The organism is Gellertiella hungarica, assembly GCF_014197145.1.
Lineage (GTDB): Bacteria > Pseudomonadota > Alphaproteobacteria > Rhizobiales > Rhizobiaceae > Gellertiella > Gellertiella hungarica.
In genome coordinates this window covers 26,527-43,574 of the sequence record NZ_JACIEZ010000006.1, presented here as the reverse complement: position 1 = coordinate 43,574, position 17,048 = coordinate 26,527, and the positions used below count along the sequence as shown (strand labels likewise).

Below are 17,048 nucleotides of genomic sequence, written 5' to 3'. Positions count from 1 at the left end.
GCCGAGTATCCCGCCCATGCAAAGCCCCGTCGTCATCGACCTGAAATTCGATCCGGAAACCGTCGTCCATGCGCTGAAGACGGCATTCCCGGGCCGGGAAACCATCAATCTCGCCGATCCCGCAAATCGGGGCCGCGATCTCTCCGGGATCGCCTATGCGGTCTGCTGGAACCCGGATCACGATCTCTTTGCCCGGATGCCGGATCTGAAGGTGATCTTTTCCGGCGGCGCCGGGGTCGACAAGATCCTCGCCATCCCGACCCTGCCCAAGGAAGTGCCGATCGTCCGCTTCGTCGACGACACGCTGACGAACCGGATGAGCGAATATGTGGTGCTGCAATGCCTCACCCACCTGCGCCAGGTCGCGACCTATGCGGCCATGCAGAAGAGGCGGGAGTGGCGCGAGCTGCCCCAACCCGAAGCCGCCGATCTCACCGTCGGCATGATGGGGCTTGGCGTGCTCGGCCTCGATGCGGCCCGCAAGCTCAAGATGATGGGCTTCAACGTCATCGGCTGGTCGCGGACGAAGAAGACGGTCGAGGGCATGGAAACCTTCGATGCCGCCGGCCTCGATACCTTCCTCGGCAGGACCGACATTCTTGTGGGCCTGCTGCCGCTGACGGCGGAGACGACCGGCCTCTACAATGCGGCGCTCTTCGCCAAACTTCGGCAGGGCGGGGCGCTCGGCAAGCCGGTCTTCATCAATGCCGGCCGCGGCAAGAGCCAGGTGACGGCGGATGTGGTCGAGGCGATCCGGTCCGGCGTGCTGCGCGGCGCGTCCCTCGACGTCTTCGAGGAGGAGCCGCTCCCGGCCGACAATCCGGCCTGGGGTGTGGAAGAGATCATCCTCACGCCCCATGCCGCCGCCGCCTCCGACGAGCGGGCGCTGTTTCGCGCCGTCGAGCGGCAGATTGCCCGCTTCGAAAGGGGCGAGCCGCTCGAAAACCTGGTCAACCGGACGATCGGCTACTGATTCAGCCGGCGGGGCGAGCCGAAATCCTCCCTTCGAGGCTGGACTTTCGCGCGCCGGTTTCCAATAAGATCGATTTAGAAACCTGCGTGAGGGCCATGACGGCTTGCCATTTCGAGAGGCGCGGACGGGCGCCGGAGTGTTGCCATGACCAAGACCGATATTGCGAGCCGGGTCTATAACCACACCTGGAAGCTCGATCCGATCATCCGCAGCCTGATCGACACGGATTTCTACAAGCTCCTGATGCTCCAGATGATCTGGAAGCTCTATCCGCAGGTGAACGCCACCTTCTCCCTCATCAACCGCACCACCTCGGTCCGGCTTGCCGACGACATCGACGAGCAGGAGCTGCGCGACCAGCTCGACCATGCCCGCAGCCTGAAGCTGACCAAGAAGGAGGCGATCTGGCTCGCCGGCAACACCTTCTATGGCCGCAACCAGATCTTCGAACCGGAATTCCTCGCCTGGCTCGCCGCCTTCCGCCTGCCGGAATACGAGCTTTACCGCGAGGACGGGCAGTTCGTGCTGAATTTCCACGGCCGCTGGATGGAAACCAGCATGTGGGAAATTCCCGCTCTGGCGATCATCAACGAGCTGCGCTCGCGCGCCGCCATGAAGCATCTCGGCCAGTTCACCCTCGACGTGCTCTACGCCCGCGCCAAGGCGAAGATGTGGAGCAAGGTGGAACGCCTGCGCACGCTGCCGGGTCTGCGCATTTCCGATTTCGGCACCCGCCGCCGTCACTCCTTCCTCTGGCAGCGCTGGTGCGTGGAGGCGCTGAAGGAGGGCATCGGCGAAGCCTTCACCGGCACCAGCAACGTCAAGCTCGCCATGGACAGCGATCTCGAGGCGGTCGGCACCAATGCCCACGAGCTGCCGATGGTCGCGGCTGCCCTGGCGACCACGGACGAAGAGCTGGCGGCCGCCCCCTACAAGGTGCTCCAGGACTGGAACCGCCTCTATGGCGGCAACCTCCTGATCGTGCTGCCCGATGCCTTCGGCACTGCCCATTTCCTGAAGCACGCGCCCGACTGGGTCGCCGACTGGACCGGCTTCCGCCCGGACAGCGCGCCCCCCATCGAGGGCGGGGAAAAGATCATCGACTGGTGGCAGTCGAAGGGCAAGGACCCGCGCGACAAGCTCCTGATCTTCTCCGACGGGCTCGACGTGGACGCGATCATCGCCACCTACCGGCATTTCGAGGGCCGCGTGCGCATGAGCTTCGGCTGGGGTACCAACCTCACCAACGACTTCGCCGGCTGTGCACCCGCCGAAAATGCCGGGCTGAAGCCCATCTCCATCGTCTGCAAGGTGACCGACGCCAACGGCCGCCCGGCCGTCAAGCTCTCCGACAATCCCCGCAAGGCCACCGGCGATCCGGCGGAGGTGCAGCGCTACCTGAAATTCTTCGGCACCGAGGACCAGGTCGTGCAGGATGTGACCGTGTGATCCGAATTCGGTTTCATTTCCGAAAATAAGAAGATAATCATGATCGCCTGTCCCGGAGGCCATCATGAAGATCTATGTCATCGGAAATCTCGAAATCACCGACCTCGACCAGTTTCTCGTCTATTCCCGCCGGGTTCGCGAGCTGGTCGCGGAATGCGGTGCCCGCTTCCTCGTGCGCGGCGGAAACCATTATCCCATCGAGGGCCACTGGGAGACCCACCGGCTGATCGTCATCGAATTCCCGTCACGGGATGTCTATGACCGGTTCTACGCCAGCCAGGCCTAGCAGGACATCATCCCGGTCCGCCAGCAATCCACCCGCGGCAGCCTCGTCGTGGTCGACGGCGTACCGGACACGGCCTGACCTTCAGCCCAGAAAGGCGCGATAGGCCTCGGGCTTGAAGCCGACAAGGCTCTCGCCGCTCGCCTTCACCAGCACCGGGCGCTTGATCATCGACGGATTGGCGCGCATCAGGCGGATCGCCTTCTCGGCGTCGAGATCCTGTTTCTCTTCCTCCGGCAGGGCGCGGAAGGTGGTGCCGGCGCGGTTCAGCACCGTCTCCCAGCCATGCGCCTTCACCCAGCCCGCGAGCGTCGCCTCGTCGATGCCGGCGAGCTTGTAATCGTGAAAGGCCACCTCCCGCCCTTCCGCCGTCAGCCACGCTCGCGCCTTCTTCACCGTGTCGCAATTCTTGATGCCATATAGGGTCAGGGACATGCTTGCTCCTTTGCTCGCCGCCGCTCTAGCATGCCGGCGCTCCATTGTTGAAGGGGGGTGTTCGGCGTGGGGGGTATGTGCACGCCACTCTGCCCGCACGGTGTCGAATTTGCCGATGCGCACCCCCATTTTGCCTGCAAGGCGTTGCGTTTGCCGATGTGCACCCCCCTCTGTCCCTGCCGGGACATCTCCCCCTCAAGGGGGGAGATCGACCGTGGGTTTTGTGGTTTCGCCAGACAACAAGCGTCTCATTTTGCAGAAACGTCTGCTGGGGACTGCCCCAAGAATCCCCATCCCGATCTCCCCCCTTGAGGGGGAGATGCCCGGCAGGGCAGAGGGGGGTGCGCATCGGCAAACTCGACGGTTCGTCGGGGGCAGAGGGGGGTGCGTTACGTCACACGCGGCGCTGCACGCCACCCAATCCCAGCTCCCCCCTCCCGCTCGTCACGGAAGGGGGTGCCGTCATTCCCATTCCCATTCCCATGCGTCATCCTTCCCGCGCCCTTGGAAAGGCCGGGGGATGCATCATGTCCTTCCCTCGGGACACGAGGGGGTGGCCGGGGCGCGGGGTGCACCTCGTATGAATAAGTATATGGCGCATTCCGCGCCCCGTTTCGGCTTTTGCCAACGCAACTTCGGTCTCTCTGCGCCCATCGCGCTCCTTCCGGGGTTTTCGCATGCCCCCGGCGGGGACTCCCTCTGCAGCTGGCCCGGTGAAGGGCTGGCCGGGGATTTGTGCTTCTGGGGCGGAGCGTTTTGCAGCCTTGCCCCATCGGATGGACTTGTCGCTACCACACAGGCACGCCCCCGGCTCATTGGCGAACCGGGAAGGGAGACCAGTTTCTGCGCCGTCCCTTGCCGCGCCGCTGCGACGGCGTGACGAGGAAGACCGGCTCCGCCTGACCGGGATCGCAGGGCTCCCGGTGTAGCCAGGGCGGAACGAGGAATATTATCCCACAGGTTTTGCTGCGGGGGATGAACGGGATGCAAATTTTTATCGGTGGAGAAACAGGGGGTTAGGGATTTGGGGGGGGTGCAGGGCGTGGAGTATGCCGTGCTGCACCCCCCTCTGTCCCTGCCGGGGCATCTCCCCCTCAAGGGGGGAGATTATGGGTGCCTCGCACCACGTCGAGTTTGCCGATGTGCACCCCTCTCTGTCCCTGCACGGCGTTTCCTTTGCCGCACCGCACCCCCTCTGTCCCTGCCGGGACATCTCCCCCTCAAGGGGGGAGATCGACATTGCGGTTTTTGATTTCCTCAAACAATGAGCGTTTCATTTGCAGAGACGTTTGCGGGGGACTGCCCCAAGAATCCCCATCCCGATCTCCCCCCTTGAGGGGGAGATGCCCGGCAGGGCAGAGGGGGGTGCTGTACGGCAAAGAAAACGCCGCGCAAGGCAGAGGAGGGTGCACATCGGCAAACTCCACGCCACGCGGGGCACCGGGGTGCGTCCCGGCAGACGCAACCCGGTGCCGGCGGGTGAGGCGGGGGTCAGGCCCGCAGGCGCTCGTTTGTCGGGTCCCAGGCGACATCGGGGAGCACGCGTGCCTTGTGGCGGTCGGTGAACATCAGCACCTCGAATTCCGTGCCGGGTGCGGCCCGGTCCGGAGAGACGTAGGCGAAGGCGAGCGACTTGCCGGTGGCGTAGCCATAGGCGCCGCCGGTGGTGAGGCCGATGAGGGTGTCGCCGGCATAGACGGGTTCGTTGCCGAGGCTGTCGGAATCGGTGGCGTCGATCTCGATGTAGACGAGCTTCATGCGCTCGCCCTGCTGCTTGCGGCGAAGGCTTGCCTCGCGGCCGATGAAATCGGCCTTGTCGGTGCGGATGAAGCGCTCCATGGAGGCCTCGAACATGTCGATCTCGGTGGTGAGCTCGGAGCCCCAGCCGCGATAGGCCTTTTCCATGCGCAGCGAGTTCATCGCCAGCGTGCCGAAGAGCTGGATGCCGTGCGGCTTGCCCGCCGCCATCAGCGCGTCATAGACTCTCGGCATCTCCGCCATGGGGCAATGCAGCTCCCAGCCGAGTTCGCCCACATAGTTCACGCGCAGCAGCCGCACGCCGGCAACCCCGGCGACGGTTGCGACCTTGCCCGTCAGCCAGCGGAAGGCCTCGTTCGAAAGATCCGTGGCGGTGCAGGCCGAAAGCACGTCGCGGGCGCGGGGGCCGGCCAGGACCAGCACGCCGAAATCGTCGGTGATGTCGGTGATGGTGACATTTTCGCTGTCGCGCTTGCGCCAGGCCATCTGGTCGTAATCGTGCTCCTGCGCCACCGCGGCCGACAGCACGTAGAAATGATCGGCGGAAAGGCGGGTGATGGTGAGCTCGGATTCGATGAAGCCGTTGGCATTGAGGAGATGGCCGAGGATGATGCCGCCATCCCGGGCCGGAACCCTGTTGGCGCAGATGCGCTCCAGGAAGGCATGGGCATCCGGCCCCTTCACCTCGAACTTGGAGAAGGTGGAGAGATCCATGAGGCCGACGCGCTCGCGCACGGCCATCGCTTCCGCCCGCACCGCCTCGAAGGCATTGTTGCGGCGGTAGGAGAAGTTTTCCCCCTCGCCGGTGCGATCGTACCAACGCGCCCGCTCCCAGCCGTAGATCTGGCTGAACTGCGCCCCTTCCGCCTTCAGCCTCTCGTGCAGCGAGGAGGTGCGGAGATTGCGCCCCACCTTGTGCTGCTCGCCCGGCTTGTAGCAGTAATACATGTGGTGGTAATCCTCGATGGATACCGTTTCCGTGTATTCCTTGGTCGCCCAGCGCGAGCCGAAGCGGCGCGGATCGAATTCCCGCATGTTGATCTCGGCCTGGCCGTGGACCATCCACTGGGCCAGATACTTGCCGGCACCCGCACCCTGGCAGATGCCGATCGATGCGCCGCAATGCATCCAGTAGTTCCGGGGGCCGTGAGCGGGCCCGGAGAGATAGTTGCCGTCGGGCGTATGGGTGATGGCGCCGGAGATCACCGACTTCAGCCCCGCCTTGTTGAACAGCGGGAAGCGCTCGCCGGCCTTTTCCAGCCAGGGCATCAGGCGGTCCAGTTCGGGCGCGACCAGCTCGCTCTCGAAATCCCAGGCCGGCGGCTTGCCGTCCCAGCACACATGGGCGGTGGCGGTCTCGTAGGGGCCGATCAGGATGCCGTTGGTCTCCTCGCGGAGGTAGGAATGGCTCCAGGGATCGCGCACCACGGGCAATTCTGGCCCAAAATCGATCAGTTCCTGCACCGGTTCCGTAATCAGGTAGTGGTGCAGCATGTTCGCAATCGGCACATTGTGTCCCGACCAGGCGCCGACCACATCCGCATAGGAACCGGCGGCATTCACCACGTGCTCGCAGGTGATGTTGCCCTGGTCCGTGACCACGAGCCATTCGCCGGAGGGCAGGTGCTTGACGTCGGTGACCATGGTGCGGCGGTAGATTTCCGCGCCGAGCTTGCGGGCGCCGGCCGCCATGGCATTGGTCACGTCCGCAGGCGCCACATGGCCGTCGGTGATGGTGTGGAAGGCCGCCTTGACGCCGAAGGTGTTCAGGAAGGGATGGTACTGGCGGATCTCGTCCGGGCCGATGATCTCGCATTCGTAGCCCGCAAGCCGCGAGACGCCGTAGACATATTTCAGCCAGTTCAGCTCCTCGTCGGTGGTGGCAAGGCGCAGGCCGCCGCAGCCATGCCAGGAAACCGCCTGCCCGGTCAGCTCCTCCAGCTTGGGATAGAGCTGGGTTCCGTAATTGTGAATCCGGGTGAGGTTCAGCGACGTGGTGAACTGCGGGCACTGGCCGGCGGCATGCCAGGTGGACCCGGAGGTGAGCTCGCCCTTCTCGACGAGCACGATATCCGTCCATCCTTCGAGCGCCAGGTGGTAGAGAAGCCCGACCCCCATGATGCCGCCGCCGATGATCACGACGCGTGCGTGAGACTTCATTCGAAAAACCTCCCCTTTTTCAAGGTCTTGTCACCGGCTGCGGGGTCCGGCGCGGGCCGGCCGAAGCCTGATCTGTCTGGATTGTCGGCGGCGGGGGCGGTCCCCTCGAACCGGCATGCCCCACCCCGGCAAACACGCCTGCCACAGGCCCTGCTTGCTGCTGATAAGGGGCGTGAAGAGGGGGTTTGAAGTCAAGCGCCGAAGCCCCGGGAAGCCTCAAAAAGAAATGGGAGCATGACCAAACGGATTTTTTGCGAGCGGGCGTTACGGAATATTAGTTATAAAAACCAACAATTTTCATCAGTGTTATAACGTGAAAGAAATATATTGAGATTATTGGTTCCGATAAATGTCGTTATGAGGTCGGAATTCATGTTCTCGCACGCAGGAAGAATGCTGAAAAGCCGGGACGGTAACTTTGCCGTCACGACGGCTATTCTTATCCCCATGCTGCTGATGGCCGGCGGCATGGCGCTCGATATCACCTCCATGTCCCGCACGCGGGAGCAGCTGCAGAATGCGGTGGATTCCGCCGCGCTCGGTGCTGCCTCCGCCATGGTCAACAACGGGCTGTCGGCATCGGCCGCCCAGCTGCTCGCCCAGAACTTCATCAAGGGCCACATGGCCGGCTCCGGCTCCACCGTGGAGTTGCAGAACCTCGGAACGCCCACGGTCAGCATCACCCAGACGGCGCCGACGAGCCAGAGCAAGGTCTACACCGTCAAGGTCACCTCCACCTACAACGTGCCGCTCAGCGGCATCCAGGTGCTGCTCGGCTATACCCATGCGCGCGTCACTGCCGTCGGCAGCGCGCAGAGCGAGATCGAGACCAAGAACCCGATCTCCATGTATCTCGCGCTCGACCGCTCCGGCTCGATGGAGTGGGTCACCACCACCGTCGATACCAGCCAGAGCGCCTGCAACAACTACTACGAGGCCAACTGGCCGAACCCGACCTGGCAGAGCCCCTGCTACGTCAAGAAGATCGCTTCGCTGAAATCCGCGGTGAAGGCGCTGGCGGACGTGTTCGACGGGAACGACCCGACCAAGGAATATGTCCGCATGGGCGCGGTTTCCTACAGCAACGTCGCGAACGCGCCCGCCCCGCTGAACTGGGGCACCACCGACGCCCGCAACTACACCAATGCCCTGACCGCTTCCGGCGGCACCAACTCCACCGACGCGATCAAGACCGCCTACAACGCGCTCAACGCCGCCTCCGAGACCCAGGCCCACATGGGCAAGTCCGGCATTGCGCCCCAGAAGTTCATCCTGTTCATGACCGACGGGGCCAACGACAACACCAACAACGACGCGTCCACCCGGCAATGGTGCGATACGGCCAAGACGGCGGGCATCCAGATCTATTCGGTCGCCTTTGTCGCCCCCGACCGCGGCAAGCAGCTTCTGTCCTACTGCTCGAGCGGGACGAGCTATTACTTCGAGGCGAGCAACGTGAACCAGCTGATTTCCGCCTTCCAGTCGATCGGCAAGAAGACGTCGAAACTCAGCAACCGGCTTACCCAGTAACGAGAACTGTTATTCGGGATAAACGATTGAAGCGGCGGATGTTTCCGCCGCTTTTCTGTTTTAGCGGATCCGCCGCCCGCAAGCGATTTGTTAACGCATTTCCGTGAATATCAACATGTGAACCATGGTGGGGCGATACCCCCGCGGCAATGACTGCTGTGACATCAGGACAACCGAAACCGGCCGACGATGCAGGCGCCCGGCGGACATGTTGAGGGATCCGAGGGCAGCATGCTGGTGGACAAGATTCTATCCCGTTTCAAGATCAAGACGAAGGTGCTGATCTTCGTGCTGCCGTTCGTCATCAGCATTTCGGCGGTGGGTCTGACGGGGCTTTATGCATCGGGCCTGCTCGAGGGCCGCATGACCCTTTCCAACAACGTGCTGCAGTCGCTGAGCGGCTTCAAGGAACTCACCAGCTCGATGAACGACTTCGTTCACGACACCAACGAGGAGAGCTTCAGCCTGGTGCTGGGCTACCTGCATTCGCAGCAATCCGCCCTGATGGACACCAAGAAGGGTGCCGGCACCACGGCGGATGGCATCGACAAGCTCGACGAGGCCCTTGACGGAACCGCCGCCGTGCCGCCGCTGGTGGAGACGCTCTGGGCGCTGCATGGGGAGGCCGAGGAGAAGCTTGCCGAGCTGCGCAAGGCGCAGCAGTCGCTGGTCGGCATCAGCCTGATGGTCGCGACCCAGGCCACCGCCGTCGAACAGCGCATGCAGCTCGACGAAAGCGCCGCCAAAGACATGCTCCGCCAGGCGGATTTCCTCTCCCGCTCGCGCGATCTCATGACCAGCATTCCGCGCAACTTCTTCACCGCCACCGATCCGGCGGCCAAGGTGAAGGCCTTTGCCGACGTCATCCTCAAGCTGAAGCGCATCAAGGGGCCGCTGGCGCAGGCCATGCCGGACGGCGGCAAGGATGTGCTGGCCGGCATCGAGGATCTGATCGCCAAGACCGAGCCCCTGATCGGCGCCGAGCCGAATGCCGACACCATTTCCCAGCTGCAGGCCCAGTTCCCGCTGGTCAACAGCCTCGCCTCGCAGTTCTTCACCACCGCCAGCCGGCGCACGCAGGAGGCGACGAAGCTCTTCGGCAGCCTAGACGCCAAGATCGTTGCCGCCAATTCCGCGCTGACGGACGTGCGCATCCTGCAGAAGGACATCGCGGCGCTGCAGCTCGCCGAGGCCGAATTCCACAACGACATGACGGAGAAGTCGCTCGGCCGCCTGCAGGCGGAGCTGAAGAGCGTGACCTCCGATCTCGCCGCCGTCGAGATCTCGTCGAAGGGCATCGACGAGCTCAAGGACGTCACCGCTGAGGTGCCGCCCGTCGTCGCCTCGATCGAGGCCAGCGCCAGGGCGCTTCTCGACAACCGCACGCAGCGCGAGGAGACCTATGGCCACGCGACCGCCACGATCGACAAGGTCTGGCGCAACCTCACCAGTTTCGCCGAGATGCAGAAGGTTGCCGCCGGCACCGAGAAGGAGCGCGCCAATGGCGTGTCCATGCTCGCGACCGTGCTCGGCATCGTGCTGTCGATCAGTGGCGGCATCGCGCTGGTGCTCACCCTCCAGCGCCCGATCGGGCAGATCACCGGCGTCATGCGCCGCATCGCCGACGGCTACCTGGATACCAGCATCTCCGGCGTCAGCCGTGCCGACGAGATCGGCGAGATGGCCCGGGCGCTCGGCATCTTCAAGGAAAACGCCCTCTCCAAGCTGCGCATGGAGGAAGAGACCGCCCATGCGCGGGACCGCGCCGAAGAGGAGCGGCGGCGCCACGATGCGGAAAAGCAGGCCTTCGACCAGCAGCTGGAATATGCCGTCAGCCAGCTTGCCTCGGGCCTCGGCCGCCTCGCCCAGGGCGACCTTTCGGTGCAGCTCGACACCGCCTTCAGCGGCCGCCTCGACCAGCTGCGCGTCGATTTCAATGCCTCCGTCGAGCGGCTCCACGATACGCTGATGGACATCCAGAGCAATGCCATGGCGATCCAGAGCAAGGGCTCCGACCTGATGCGCTCGGCGGCCGAGCTGTCGCAGCGCACGGAAAGCCAGGCCGCCTCGCTCGAGGAGGCGGCTGCCTCCGTCGACGAGATCACGGTCACGGTCCGCTCGACCGCCGAACGGGCGCGGGAGGCAAACCGCGCCGTGAGCCAGACCAAGTCCACGGCGGACAATTCCGCCAGCGTGGTCGAAAATGCGATTTCGGCCATGGGCCGCATCGAGCAGGCCTCCAAGCAGATCGAGCAGATCATCGAGGTGATCGACGAGATCGCCTTCCAGACAAACCTGCTGGCACTCAATGCCGGGATCGAGGCGGCCCGTGCCGGCGAGGCGGGCAAGGGTTTCGCCGTGGTCGCCCAGGAGGTGCGCGAGCTCGCCCAGCGCTCCGCCGAGGCCGCCCGCGAGATCAAGGACCTGATCACCAAGTCTTCCGAAGAGGTCACCGGCGGGTCGAAGCTGGTGCTCGAGACCGGCGCCGTGCTTGCCGAGATCAGCCGCCAGATCGCGGCCGTCAGCCAGCATGTCGAAACCATCTCCACCGCCGCCCAGGACCAGTCCGCCGCGCTGCAGGAGATCAACGGCTCCGTCAACAACATGGACCAGATGACCCAGCAGAATGCCGCGGTGGCCTCGCATACCACCGAGGCCAGCCGCGATCTCTCGTCGGAAGCGGACCAGCTTATGGCTCTCGTGAACCGTTTCCGGCTTGCCCAGTCCGCGGGCAGGTCACAGGCCTACGCCGCCTGAGGTATTGCGTCGGGCGTTCCGGGGCGGCCGTCAGGCCGCCCCTTTTTCGTTCCCCGGCACCGCTTGACCCGAAGCGGGCAGGTGCAAGACGGTTTTCCTTGGTGTAAGCCTTGCCATGGCAGCGGCCGGACGGTTATGCGGGGCAAGTATCTGGCCCATGCCGTGGCCTGTGGGAGCGAACTTTGAGAATGGTGACCCTGAAGGACGTGGCGCGATCGGTCGGCCTGTCGGTGACGCAGGTCAGCCGCGCCCTCAACGATCATTCCGACGTCAACGAGGAAACCCGCCGCCGGGTCAAGGAAGCGGCCGGCCGGCTCGGCTACGAGCCCAACATCTCGGCCCGCAAGCTGGTGTCCGGGCGGTCCGGCATCGTGGCGCTGGTGGATTCGAAGTATCCCGGCCTCACCTCCGACTTTCTGTTCTTCGAGATCGTCGCCGGGCTTTCGGCGGAATTCTCCCGCCGCGGAATGCAGTTCGTGCTGCATGTGGCGGAGGAGGACGATGATATCATCGCCGTCTACCAGAAGCTCGTCGGCAACGGCTCGCTGGACGGTTTCGTGGTCACCAAGCCCGTGCTCGACGATAGAAGGATCAGCTACCTGGCAAGCCGCAAGGTGCCCTTCGTCGTCCATGGCCGGCTGCCCGACCGCACCGACTACCCCCACTTCGACATCGACAACCGCTTCGTGGCGGTGGATGCGGTAACCCGCTTCCTCGATCTCGGCCACCGCCGCATCGGCTTCATCAACGGCATCGCCCACTTCACCTATTCGCTCGCCCGCTATGCCGGCTATCGCGAAACGCTGAGCGCCCGCGGCCTTCCGGTCGATCCCGCGCTGGTGCGGCACGGCCAGATGACGGAGGAGTTCGGCTACCGTTCGGCGCTGGAGATGCTGACGGCCGCGGCCGACCCGCCGACGGCGATATTCTGCAGCAACGTTCTGATTGCCGCCGGCGTCTACCGGGCCGCCTCCGATTGCGGCCTGCGCATTCCGGCCGACCTTTCGGTCATCGCCCATGACGACGCCCTTCCCAATACCGATCCCGCAACCTTCGAGCCGCCGCTCAGCGTCACCTATTCGCCGCTCAGCGCCAGCTGGCCGCCGCTCGCCGAATATCTGACGCTTGCCATTGCCGGCCAGCCGCTGGAGGAGATGCAGCAGGTGGCGCGCCACCAGTTCGTCGAGCGCGCCTCGACCGCGCCGCAGGCCTGAACGGCACCCGCGCGGAAACATCCCCTTCACCACGTTTCGCGGCCGGCGGGACGGGCCGGAACACCAAGCGGACTTTATCGTTATCGTCATGGTTGAAGCCGCCTCCCGGCGCGCCCTTGGTGCTCTTGACACAAGCGAGCAGTTGGCGCTAGTTTTCCGAAACGTTTCGGATTGCGGGAGGGAGCCCCAACCGAGCGCCGCGCGGGCAAAAATCTGCCCGTGCCAAACCGGGAGGATATTTCATGACGTTCAGGATCAGGAGCCTGATTGCAGGCTCGGCAATGTTTGCTGTTTTGGCGGCTGGCCTCGTGGCCGCGCCCGTTCGCGCCGAGGAGATCACCTATGTCTCCGGCGCCGTCGGCAATGCGGTCGAAGACTTCAAGAAGATCGTGAAGCCGTGGGAGGAGAAGACGGGGAACACGGTGACGCTGGTGCCGATGCCGGCATCCACCACCGACCAGTTCGGCCAGTACCGCCTGTGGCTCGCCGCTGGCAATACCGATATCGACCTTTATCAGACGGACGTGATCTGGGCGCCGCAGCTGGCGGACCAGTTCGAGGACCTGACGGCGGCCGCCAAGGATCTCGCCCCGCAGCATTTCCCCTCGATCATCGAATCGCAGACCGTCAACGGCAAGCTCGTCGCGCTGCCGATCTTCACGGATGCGCCGGCGCTCTACTACCGCAAGGACCTGCTGGAGAAGTACAAGAAGCCGGTGCCGAAGACCTGGGAAGAGATGGCCGCCACCGCCAAGGAAATCCAGGACGCCGAACGGGCTGCCGGCAAGAAGGACCTCTGGGGCTTCATCTGGCAGGGCAATGCCTATGAAGGCCTGACCTGCAACGCGCTGGAATGGATCAAGTCCTTCGGCGGCGGTCAGGTGGTGGAGGCCGACGGCACCATTTCCGTCAACAACGAGAAGGCGGTCGCCGCGCTCGAGGCCGCGAAATCCTGGGTCGGCACCATCTCGCCGCCCGGCGTCCTGTCCTATCAGGAAGAAGAGGCCCGCGGCCTGTGGCAGACCGGCAATGCCGTCTTCATGCGCAACTGGCCCTATGCCTATACGCTGGGCAACGGTGCCGACAGCGCCGTCAAGGGGCTCTTCGACGTGACGACCCTGCCGACCGGCGGCGGCAACGACACCTCGGCTGCGACGCTCGGCGGCTGGAACGTGGCCGTTTCCAAATATTCCAAGCACAAGGACGCCGCGATTTCGCTGGCGCTCTATCTCGCCGGCCCGGAAGCGCAGAAGCAGCGCGCCCTGATCGCCTCCAACCTGCCGACCATCCAGTCGCTCTACGACGACAAGGAAATCGCCGAGAAGCAGCCGATCATCCCGCAGTGGAAGGATGTCTTCCTGCAGGCCGTACCGCGTCCGTCCGCCCCGACCAAGGGCAAGTACAACGAGGTTTCGGCCAAGTTCTGGTCCTCGGTGCACGACACGCTCGCCGGCAAGGGCACCGCTGCCGAAAATCTCGAGATGCTGGAAGCCGATCTCGACGAACTCAAGGGCTCGGCCTGGTAACAGGCCCCTTCTCTCCCTGCCGGGAGCCTCGTCTCCCGGCCACTCTGCCTTTCCGACCCGGGCATGAAGCCCGGGTCGCGCGGACCTTTCCGGGGAGTTGACCCATGACCTCACCTTCGACCTCGCCTGCGCGGGCCGGAACCGGCGCGGAACTCAGCCTGCAGCAGCAGCGCGTGCGCTCGGCCTTCTGGTTCCTGGCGCCGATGATGGTGGCGCTCATCGCCGCCGCCGCCTGGCCGCTGTTCCGGACCATCTATTTCTCGCTGACCAACACGACCCTCTCCTCGCTCTACGAAGGCGAATGGATCGGTCTCGGCAACTATCTGAACTGGCGGACGCTGTCCTCGGGCAAGACGATCTATCGCGGCACGCTGGTGGATCCCGCCTGGTGGAACGCGGTGTGGAACACGGTGCGCTTTTCCTTCGTGTCGGTGCTTCTGGAAACGGTCCTCGGCCTGCTCGTCGCGCTGGTGCTGAACGCGGAATTCCGCGGGCGGGCCCTGGTGCGCGCGGCCATCCTCATCCCCTGGGCCATCCCCACCATCGTCTCGGCCAAGATGTGGGCCTGGATGCTGAACGACCAGTTCGGCATCATCAACGATCTGTTCCTGAACCTCGGCATCATCTCCGAGAAGATTGCCTGGACCGCGAGCGACGCGACCTCCATGTATGCGGTGCTGATGGTGGACGTGTGGAAGACCACCCCCTTCATGGCGCTGCTGTGCCTGGCCGGCCTGCAGATGATCCCCCGCGACATCTACGAGGCCGCCCGCATCGACGGCGTGCATCCGGTCAAGGTCTTCTTCAGGATCACGCTGCCGCTCATCCGCCCGGCGCTGATGGTGGCGGTGATCTTCCGCGCCCTCGACGCCCTGCGCATCTTCGACCTCATCTATGTGCTGACGCCCAATTCCAGCGCCACCAAGACCATGTCGGTCATCTCGCGCGAGAACCTCATCGATTTCGACAAGTTCGCCTACGGCTCGGCGCAGTCGACGCTGCTCTTCGCGATCATCGCCCTCTTCGTCGCCGCCTATATCTGGCTCGGCAAGGTGAACCTGACCGGGGAGAACCGCTGATGCAAGCGCAGAGCCTTATCGCCCGCACGGGCTTCTACATCGCCGTCGTGGCGATCGTGGTGATTGCGGTCTTCCCCTTCTATTACGCCATTCTCACGAGCTTCAAGACGGGGACGCAGATCTTCGAGGTCACCTACTGGCCGACGAGCTTCGATCTCAGCAATTACCGCACCGTCCTCACGGGGCGGACATTTCCGCAGAACGTCCTGAACTCCCTGTTCGTGGCAACCGCGACCGTATGCCTGTCGCTGCTTCTCGCGGTGACCGCCTCCTATGCGCTGGCGCGGGTGCGCTTCCGGGGCAGGGGGCTGCTGCTGATCACCATCCTCGCGGTCTCCATGTTCCCGCAGATCGCGGTTCTCGCCGGCCTCTTCGAGCTCATCCGTTTCCTCGGGCTCTTCAACACGCCCTTCGCGCTGATCTTCTCCTACACGATCTTCACGCTGCCCTTCACGGTCTGGGTGCTGACCACCTTCATGCGGGACCTGCCCGTGGAGATCGAGGAGGCGGCGATCGTCGACGGCGCGACGCCCTGGGTGATCATCACCAAGGTCTTCATGCCGCTTCTCTGGCCGGCGCTGGTGACCACCGGGCTGCTCGCCTTCATCGGCGCCTGGAACGAGTTTCTCTTCGCGCTCACCTTCACCTCCTCCGAGACGACGCGCACCGTTCCCGTGGCCATCGCGCTGCTGTCCGGCGCATCCGACAAGGAAATCCCGTGGGGACCCATCATGGCGGCCTCGGTCATCGTGACCGTTCCGCTCGTGGTGCTGGTCCTGATCTTCCAGCGTAAAATCGTGGCCGGCCTCACCGCCGGCGGCGTCAAGGGTTGAGGGGCAAACCAATGGCACGCATCGAACTCAAGAACCTCCGCAAGTCCTTCGGCGCCTTCGACGTCATCAAGGGCATCGATCTCGAAATCCGCTCGGGCGAATTCATGGTCTTCGTCGGCCCTTCCGGCTGCGGCAAGTCCACGCTGCTGCGGCTGATCGCCGGGCTCGAGGACATCACCTCGGGCGACCTCGTCTTCGACGGCGAGCGGGTGAACAACCTGGTGCCCTCCAAGCGCGGCATCGCCATGGTGTTCCAGTCCTACGCGCTCTATCCGCACATGAAGGTCTACGACAACATGGCCTTCGGCCTGAAGCTCGCCCATGCGGGGGAGGACGAGATCCGCAAGCGCGTGCTGGAGGCGGCGAAGCTCCTGCAGATCGACCATCTGCTCGACCGCCTGCCGAAGCAGCTCTCCGGCGGCCAGCGCCAGCGCGTTGCCATCGGCCGGGCGATCGTGCGCGATCCGCGCGTCTTCCTCTTCGACGAGCCGCTTTCCAACCTCGACGCGGCGCTGCGCGTCCAGACCCGTCTCGAGATCGCCAAGCTTCACCACGCCATGAACAATGTCACCATGATCTACGTGACCCATGACCAGGTGGAGGCGATGACGCTCGCCGACCGCATCTGCGTGCTGCGCGACGGAAAGGTGGAGCAGGTCGGCACGCCGGCGGAGCTCTACGAAAGCCCGAACTCCATTTTCGTCGCCGGTTTCATCGGCAGCCCGAAGATGAATTTCCTCACCGGCGCCTTTGCCGGCGCCTATGGCTGCCACACGCTCGGCATCCGCTCGGAACATATCGCGGTGTCGGAGGAAGGGGCCGTCTGGAGCGGCACCGTGGTCCATGCGGAAGACCTCGGATCGGATAATTACCTCTTCGTCGACATCGGCGCGACGGAGCCGGTCATCGTCCGCCAGTCGGGGAAATTGACCATTCCCTATGGAACAAAGATCGGTCTGGTGCCTTCACCCGAGAACCTGCACCGATTTGACGAGAGGGGGCTTCCGGTCGTCTGACCGTCCCCTGAAGCGGAGGCGGGCCATCCCAAGGG

12 protein-coding genes are annotated in these 17,048 nt (G+C 64.3%); 10 read left to right on the top strand and 2 right to left on the bottom strand.

The features are described from left to right. Positions 1 to 16: 16 nt before the first annotated feature. The 3 genes from GGR23_RS14900 (at position 17) to GGR23_RS14890 (ending at position 2,708) form a co-directional block, all read left to right on the top strand. Complete coding sequence (locus tag GGR23_RS14900; protein WP_183367103.1) at positions 17 to 973, top strand: 2-hydroxyacid dehydrogenase; 957 nt, start codon at positions 17 to 19, stop codon at positions 971 to 973. Between the two features lie 144 nt (positions 974 to 1,117). Continuing rightward, positions 1,118 to 2,422: a nicotinate phosphoribosyltransferase gene (gene pncB / locus GGR23_RS14895; RefSeq protein WP_183367102.1), complete on the top strand. Its 1,305-nt coding sequence runs from the start codon at positions 1,118 to 1,120 to the stop codon at positions 2,420 to 2,422. A gap of 64 nt (positions 2,423 to 2,486) precedes the next feature. Further along, entirely contained in the window at positions 2,487 to 2,708 is a 222-nt protein-coding gene (locus GGR23_RS14890; protein ID WP_183367101.1) for a DUF1330 domain-containing protein, read from the top strand. An 81-nt stretch (positions 2,709 to 2,789) separates the two neighbouring features. Here GGR23_RS14890 and GGR23_RS14885 read toward each other — a convergent pair whose 3' ends face one another. Both GGR23_RS14885 and GGR23_RS14880 read right to left on the bottom strand, forming a co-directional pair. Beyond that, the gene (locus tag GGR23_RS14885; RefSeq protein ID WP_183367100.1) at positions 2,790 to 3,140 is read right to left on the bottom strand and encodes an ArsC family reductase; all 351 of its coding nucleotides are present in this window, start codon (positions 3,138 to 3,140) and stop codon (positions 2,790 to 2,792) included. Positions 3,141 to 4,631: 1,491 nt separating this feature from the next. Beyond that, positions 4,632 to 7,058 carry a GcvT family protein gene (locus tag GGR23_RS14880; RefSeq protein ID WP_183367099.1) on the bottom strand — a complete coding sequence of 809 codons (2,427 nt, stop codon included), beginning with the start codon at positions 7,056 to 7,058 and terminating at the stop codon, positions 4,632 to 4,634. 393 nt (positions 7,059 to 7,451) lie between these two features. On the opposite strand from GGR23_RS14880, the gene GGR23_RS14875 reads away from it, so the two are divergent. From GGR23_RS14875 to GGR23_RS14845, 7 genes are all read left to right on the top strand, one after another. Then, the gene (locus tag GGR23_RS14875) at positions 7,452 to 8,588 is read left to right on the top strand and encodes a TadE/TadG family type IV pilus assembly protein (protein WP_183367098.1); all 1,137 of its coding nucleotides are present in this window, start codon (positions 7,452 to 7,454) and stop codon (positions 8,586 to 8,588) included. 231 nt (positions 8,589 to 8,819) lie between these two features. After that, positions 8,820 to 11,345, top strand: coding sequence for a methyl-accepting chemotaxis protein (locus tag GGR23_RS14870; RefSeq protein WP_183367097.1), 2,526 nt, complete (start codon positions 8,820 to 8,822; stop codon positions 11,343 to 11,345). A 188-nt stretch (positions 11,346 to 11,533) separates the two neighbouring features. Then, on the top strand, positions 11,534 to 12,559 hold the full coding sequence (locus tag GGR23_RS14865) for a substrate-binding domain-containing protein (RefSeq protein WP_183367096.1): 1,026 nt from the start codon (positions 11,534 to 11,536) through the stop codon (positions 12,557 to 12,559). Positions 12,560 to 12,801: 242 nt separating this feature from the next. Continuing rightward, entirely contained in the window at positions 12,802 to 14,085 is a 1,284-nt protein-coding gene (locus GGR23_RS14860) for an ABC transporter substrate-binding protein (RefSeq protein ID WP_183367095.1), read from the top strand. Positions 14,086 to 14,189: 104 nt separating this feature from the next. After that, complete coding sequence (locus tag GGR23_RS14855; RefSeq protein WP_183367094.1) at positions 14,190 to 15,164, top strand: carbohydrate ABC transporter permease; 975 nt, start codon at positions 14,190 to 14,192, stop codon at positions 15,162 to 15,164. Next, positions 15,164 to 15,997: a carbohydrate ABC transporter permease gene (locus GGR23_RS14850; RefSeq protein ID WP_183367093.1), complete on the top strand. Its 834-nt coding sequence runs from the start codon at positions 15,164 to 15,166 to the stop codon at positions 15,995 to 15,997. Before GGR23_RS14855 ends, GGR23_RS14850 begins: the two co-directional genes overlap by 1 nt. An 11-nt stretch (positions 15,998 to 16,008) precedes the next feature. After that, positions 16,009 to 17,013, top strand: a complete 1,005-nt coding sequence (locus GGR23_RS14845) for an ABC transporter ATP-binding protein (RefSeq protein ID WP_183367092.1) — start codon at positions 16,009 to 16,011, stop codon at positions 17,011 to 17,013. The last annotated feature ends 35 nt before the right edge of the window (positions 17,014 to 17,048 follow it).

Coding starts and splice junctions, on each gene's coding strand:
- GGR23_RS14890 (WP_183367101.1), top strand. CDS start 2,487: ATGAAGATCTATGTCATCGGAAATCTCGAAATCACCGACCTCGACCAG.
- GGR23_RS14855 (WP_183367094.1), top strand. CDS start 14,190: ATGACCTCACCTTCGACCTCGCCTGCGCGGGCCGGAACCGGCGCGGAA.
- pncB (WP_183367102.1), top strand. CDS start 1,118: ATGACCAAGACCGATATTGCGAGCCGGGTCTATAACCACACCTGGAAG.
- GGR23_RS14875 (WP_183367098.1), top strand. CDS start 7,452: ATGCTGAAAAGCCGGGACGGTAACTTTGCCGTCACGACGGCTATTCTT.
- GGR23_RS14845 (WP_183367092.1), top strand. CDS start 16,009: ATGGCACGCATCGAACTCAAGAACCTCCGCAAGTCCTTCGGCGCCTTC.
- GGR23_RS14885 (WP_183367100.1), bottom strand. CDS start 3,140: ATGTCCCTGACCCTATATGGCATCAAGAATTGCGACACGGTGAAGAAG.
- GGR23_RS14880 (WP_183367099.1), bottom strand. CDS start 7,058: ATGAAGTCTCACGCACGCGTCGTGATCATCGGCGGCGGCATCATGGGG.
- GGR23_RS14850 (WP_183367093.1), top strand. CDS start 15,164: ATGCAAGCGCAGAGCCTTATCGCCCGCACGGGCTTCTACATCGCCGTC.
- GGR23_RS14870 (WP_183367097.1), top strand. CDS start 8,820: ATGCTGGTGGACAAGATTCTATCCCGTTTCAAGATCAAGACGAAGGTG.
- GGR23_RS14900 (WP_183367103.1), top strand. CDS start 17: ATGCAAAGCCCCGTCGTCATCGACCTGAAATTCGATCCGGAAACCGTC.
- GGR23_RS14865 (WP_183367096.1), top strand. CDS start 11,534: ATGGTGACCCTGAAGGACGTGGCGCGATCGGTCGGCCTGTCGGTGACG.
- GGR23_RS14860 (WP_183367095.1), top strand. CDS start 12,802: ATGACGTTCAGGATCAGGAGCCTGATTGCAGGCTCGGCAATGTTTGCT.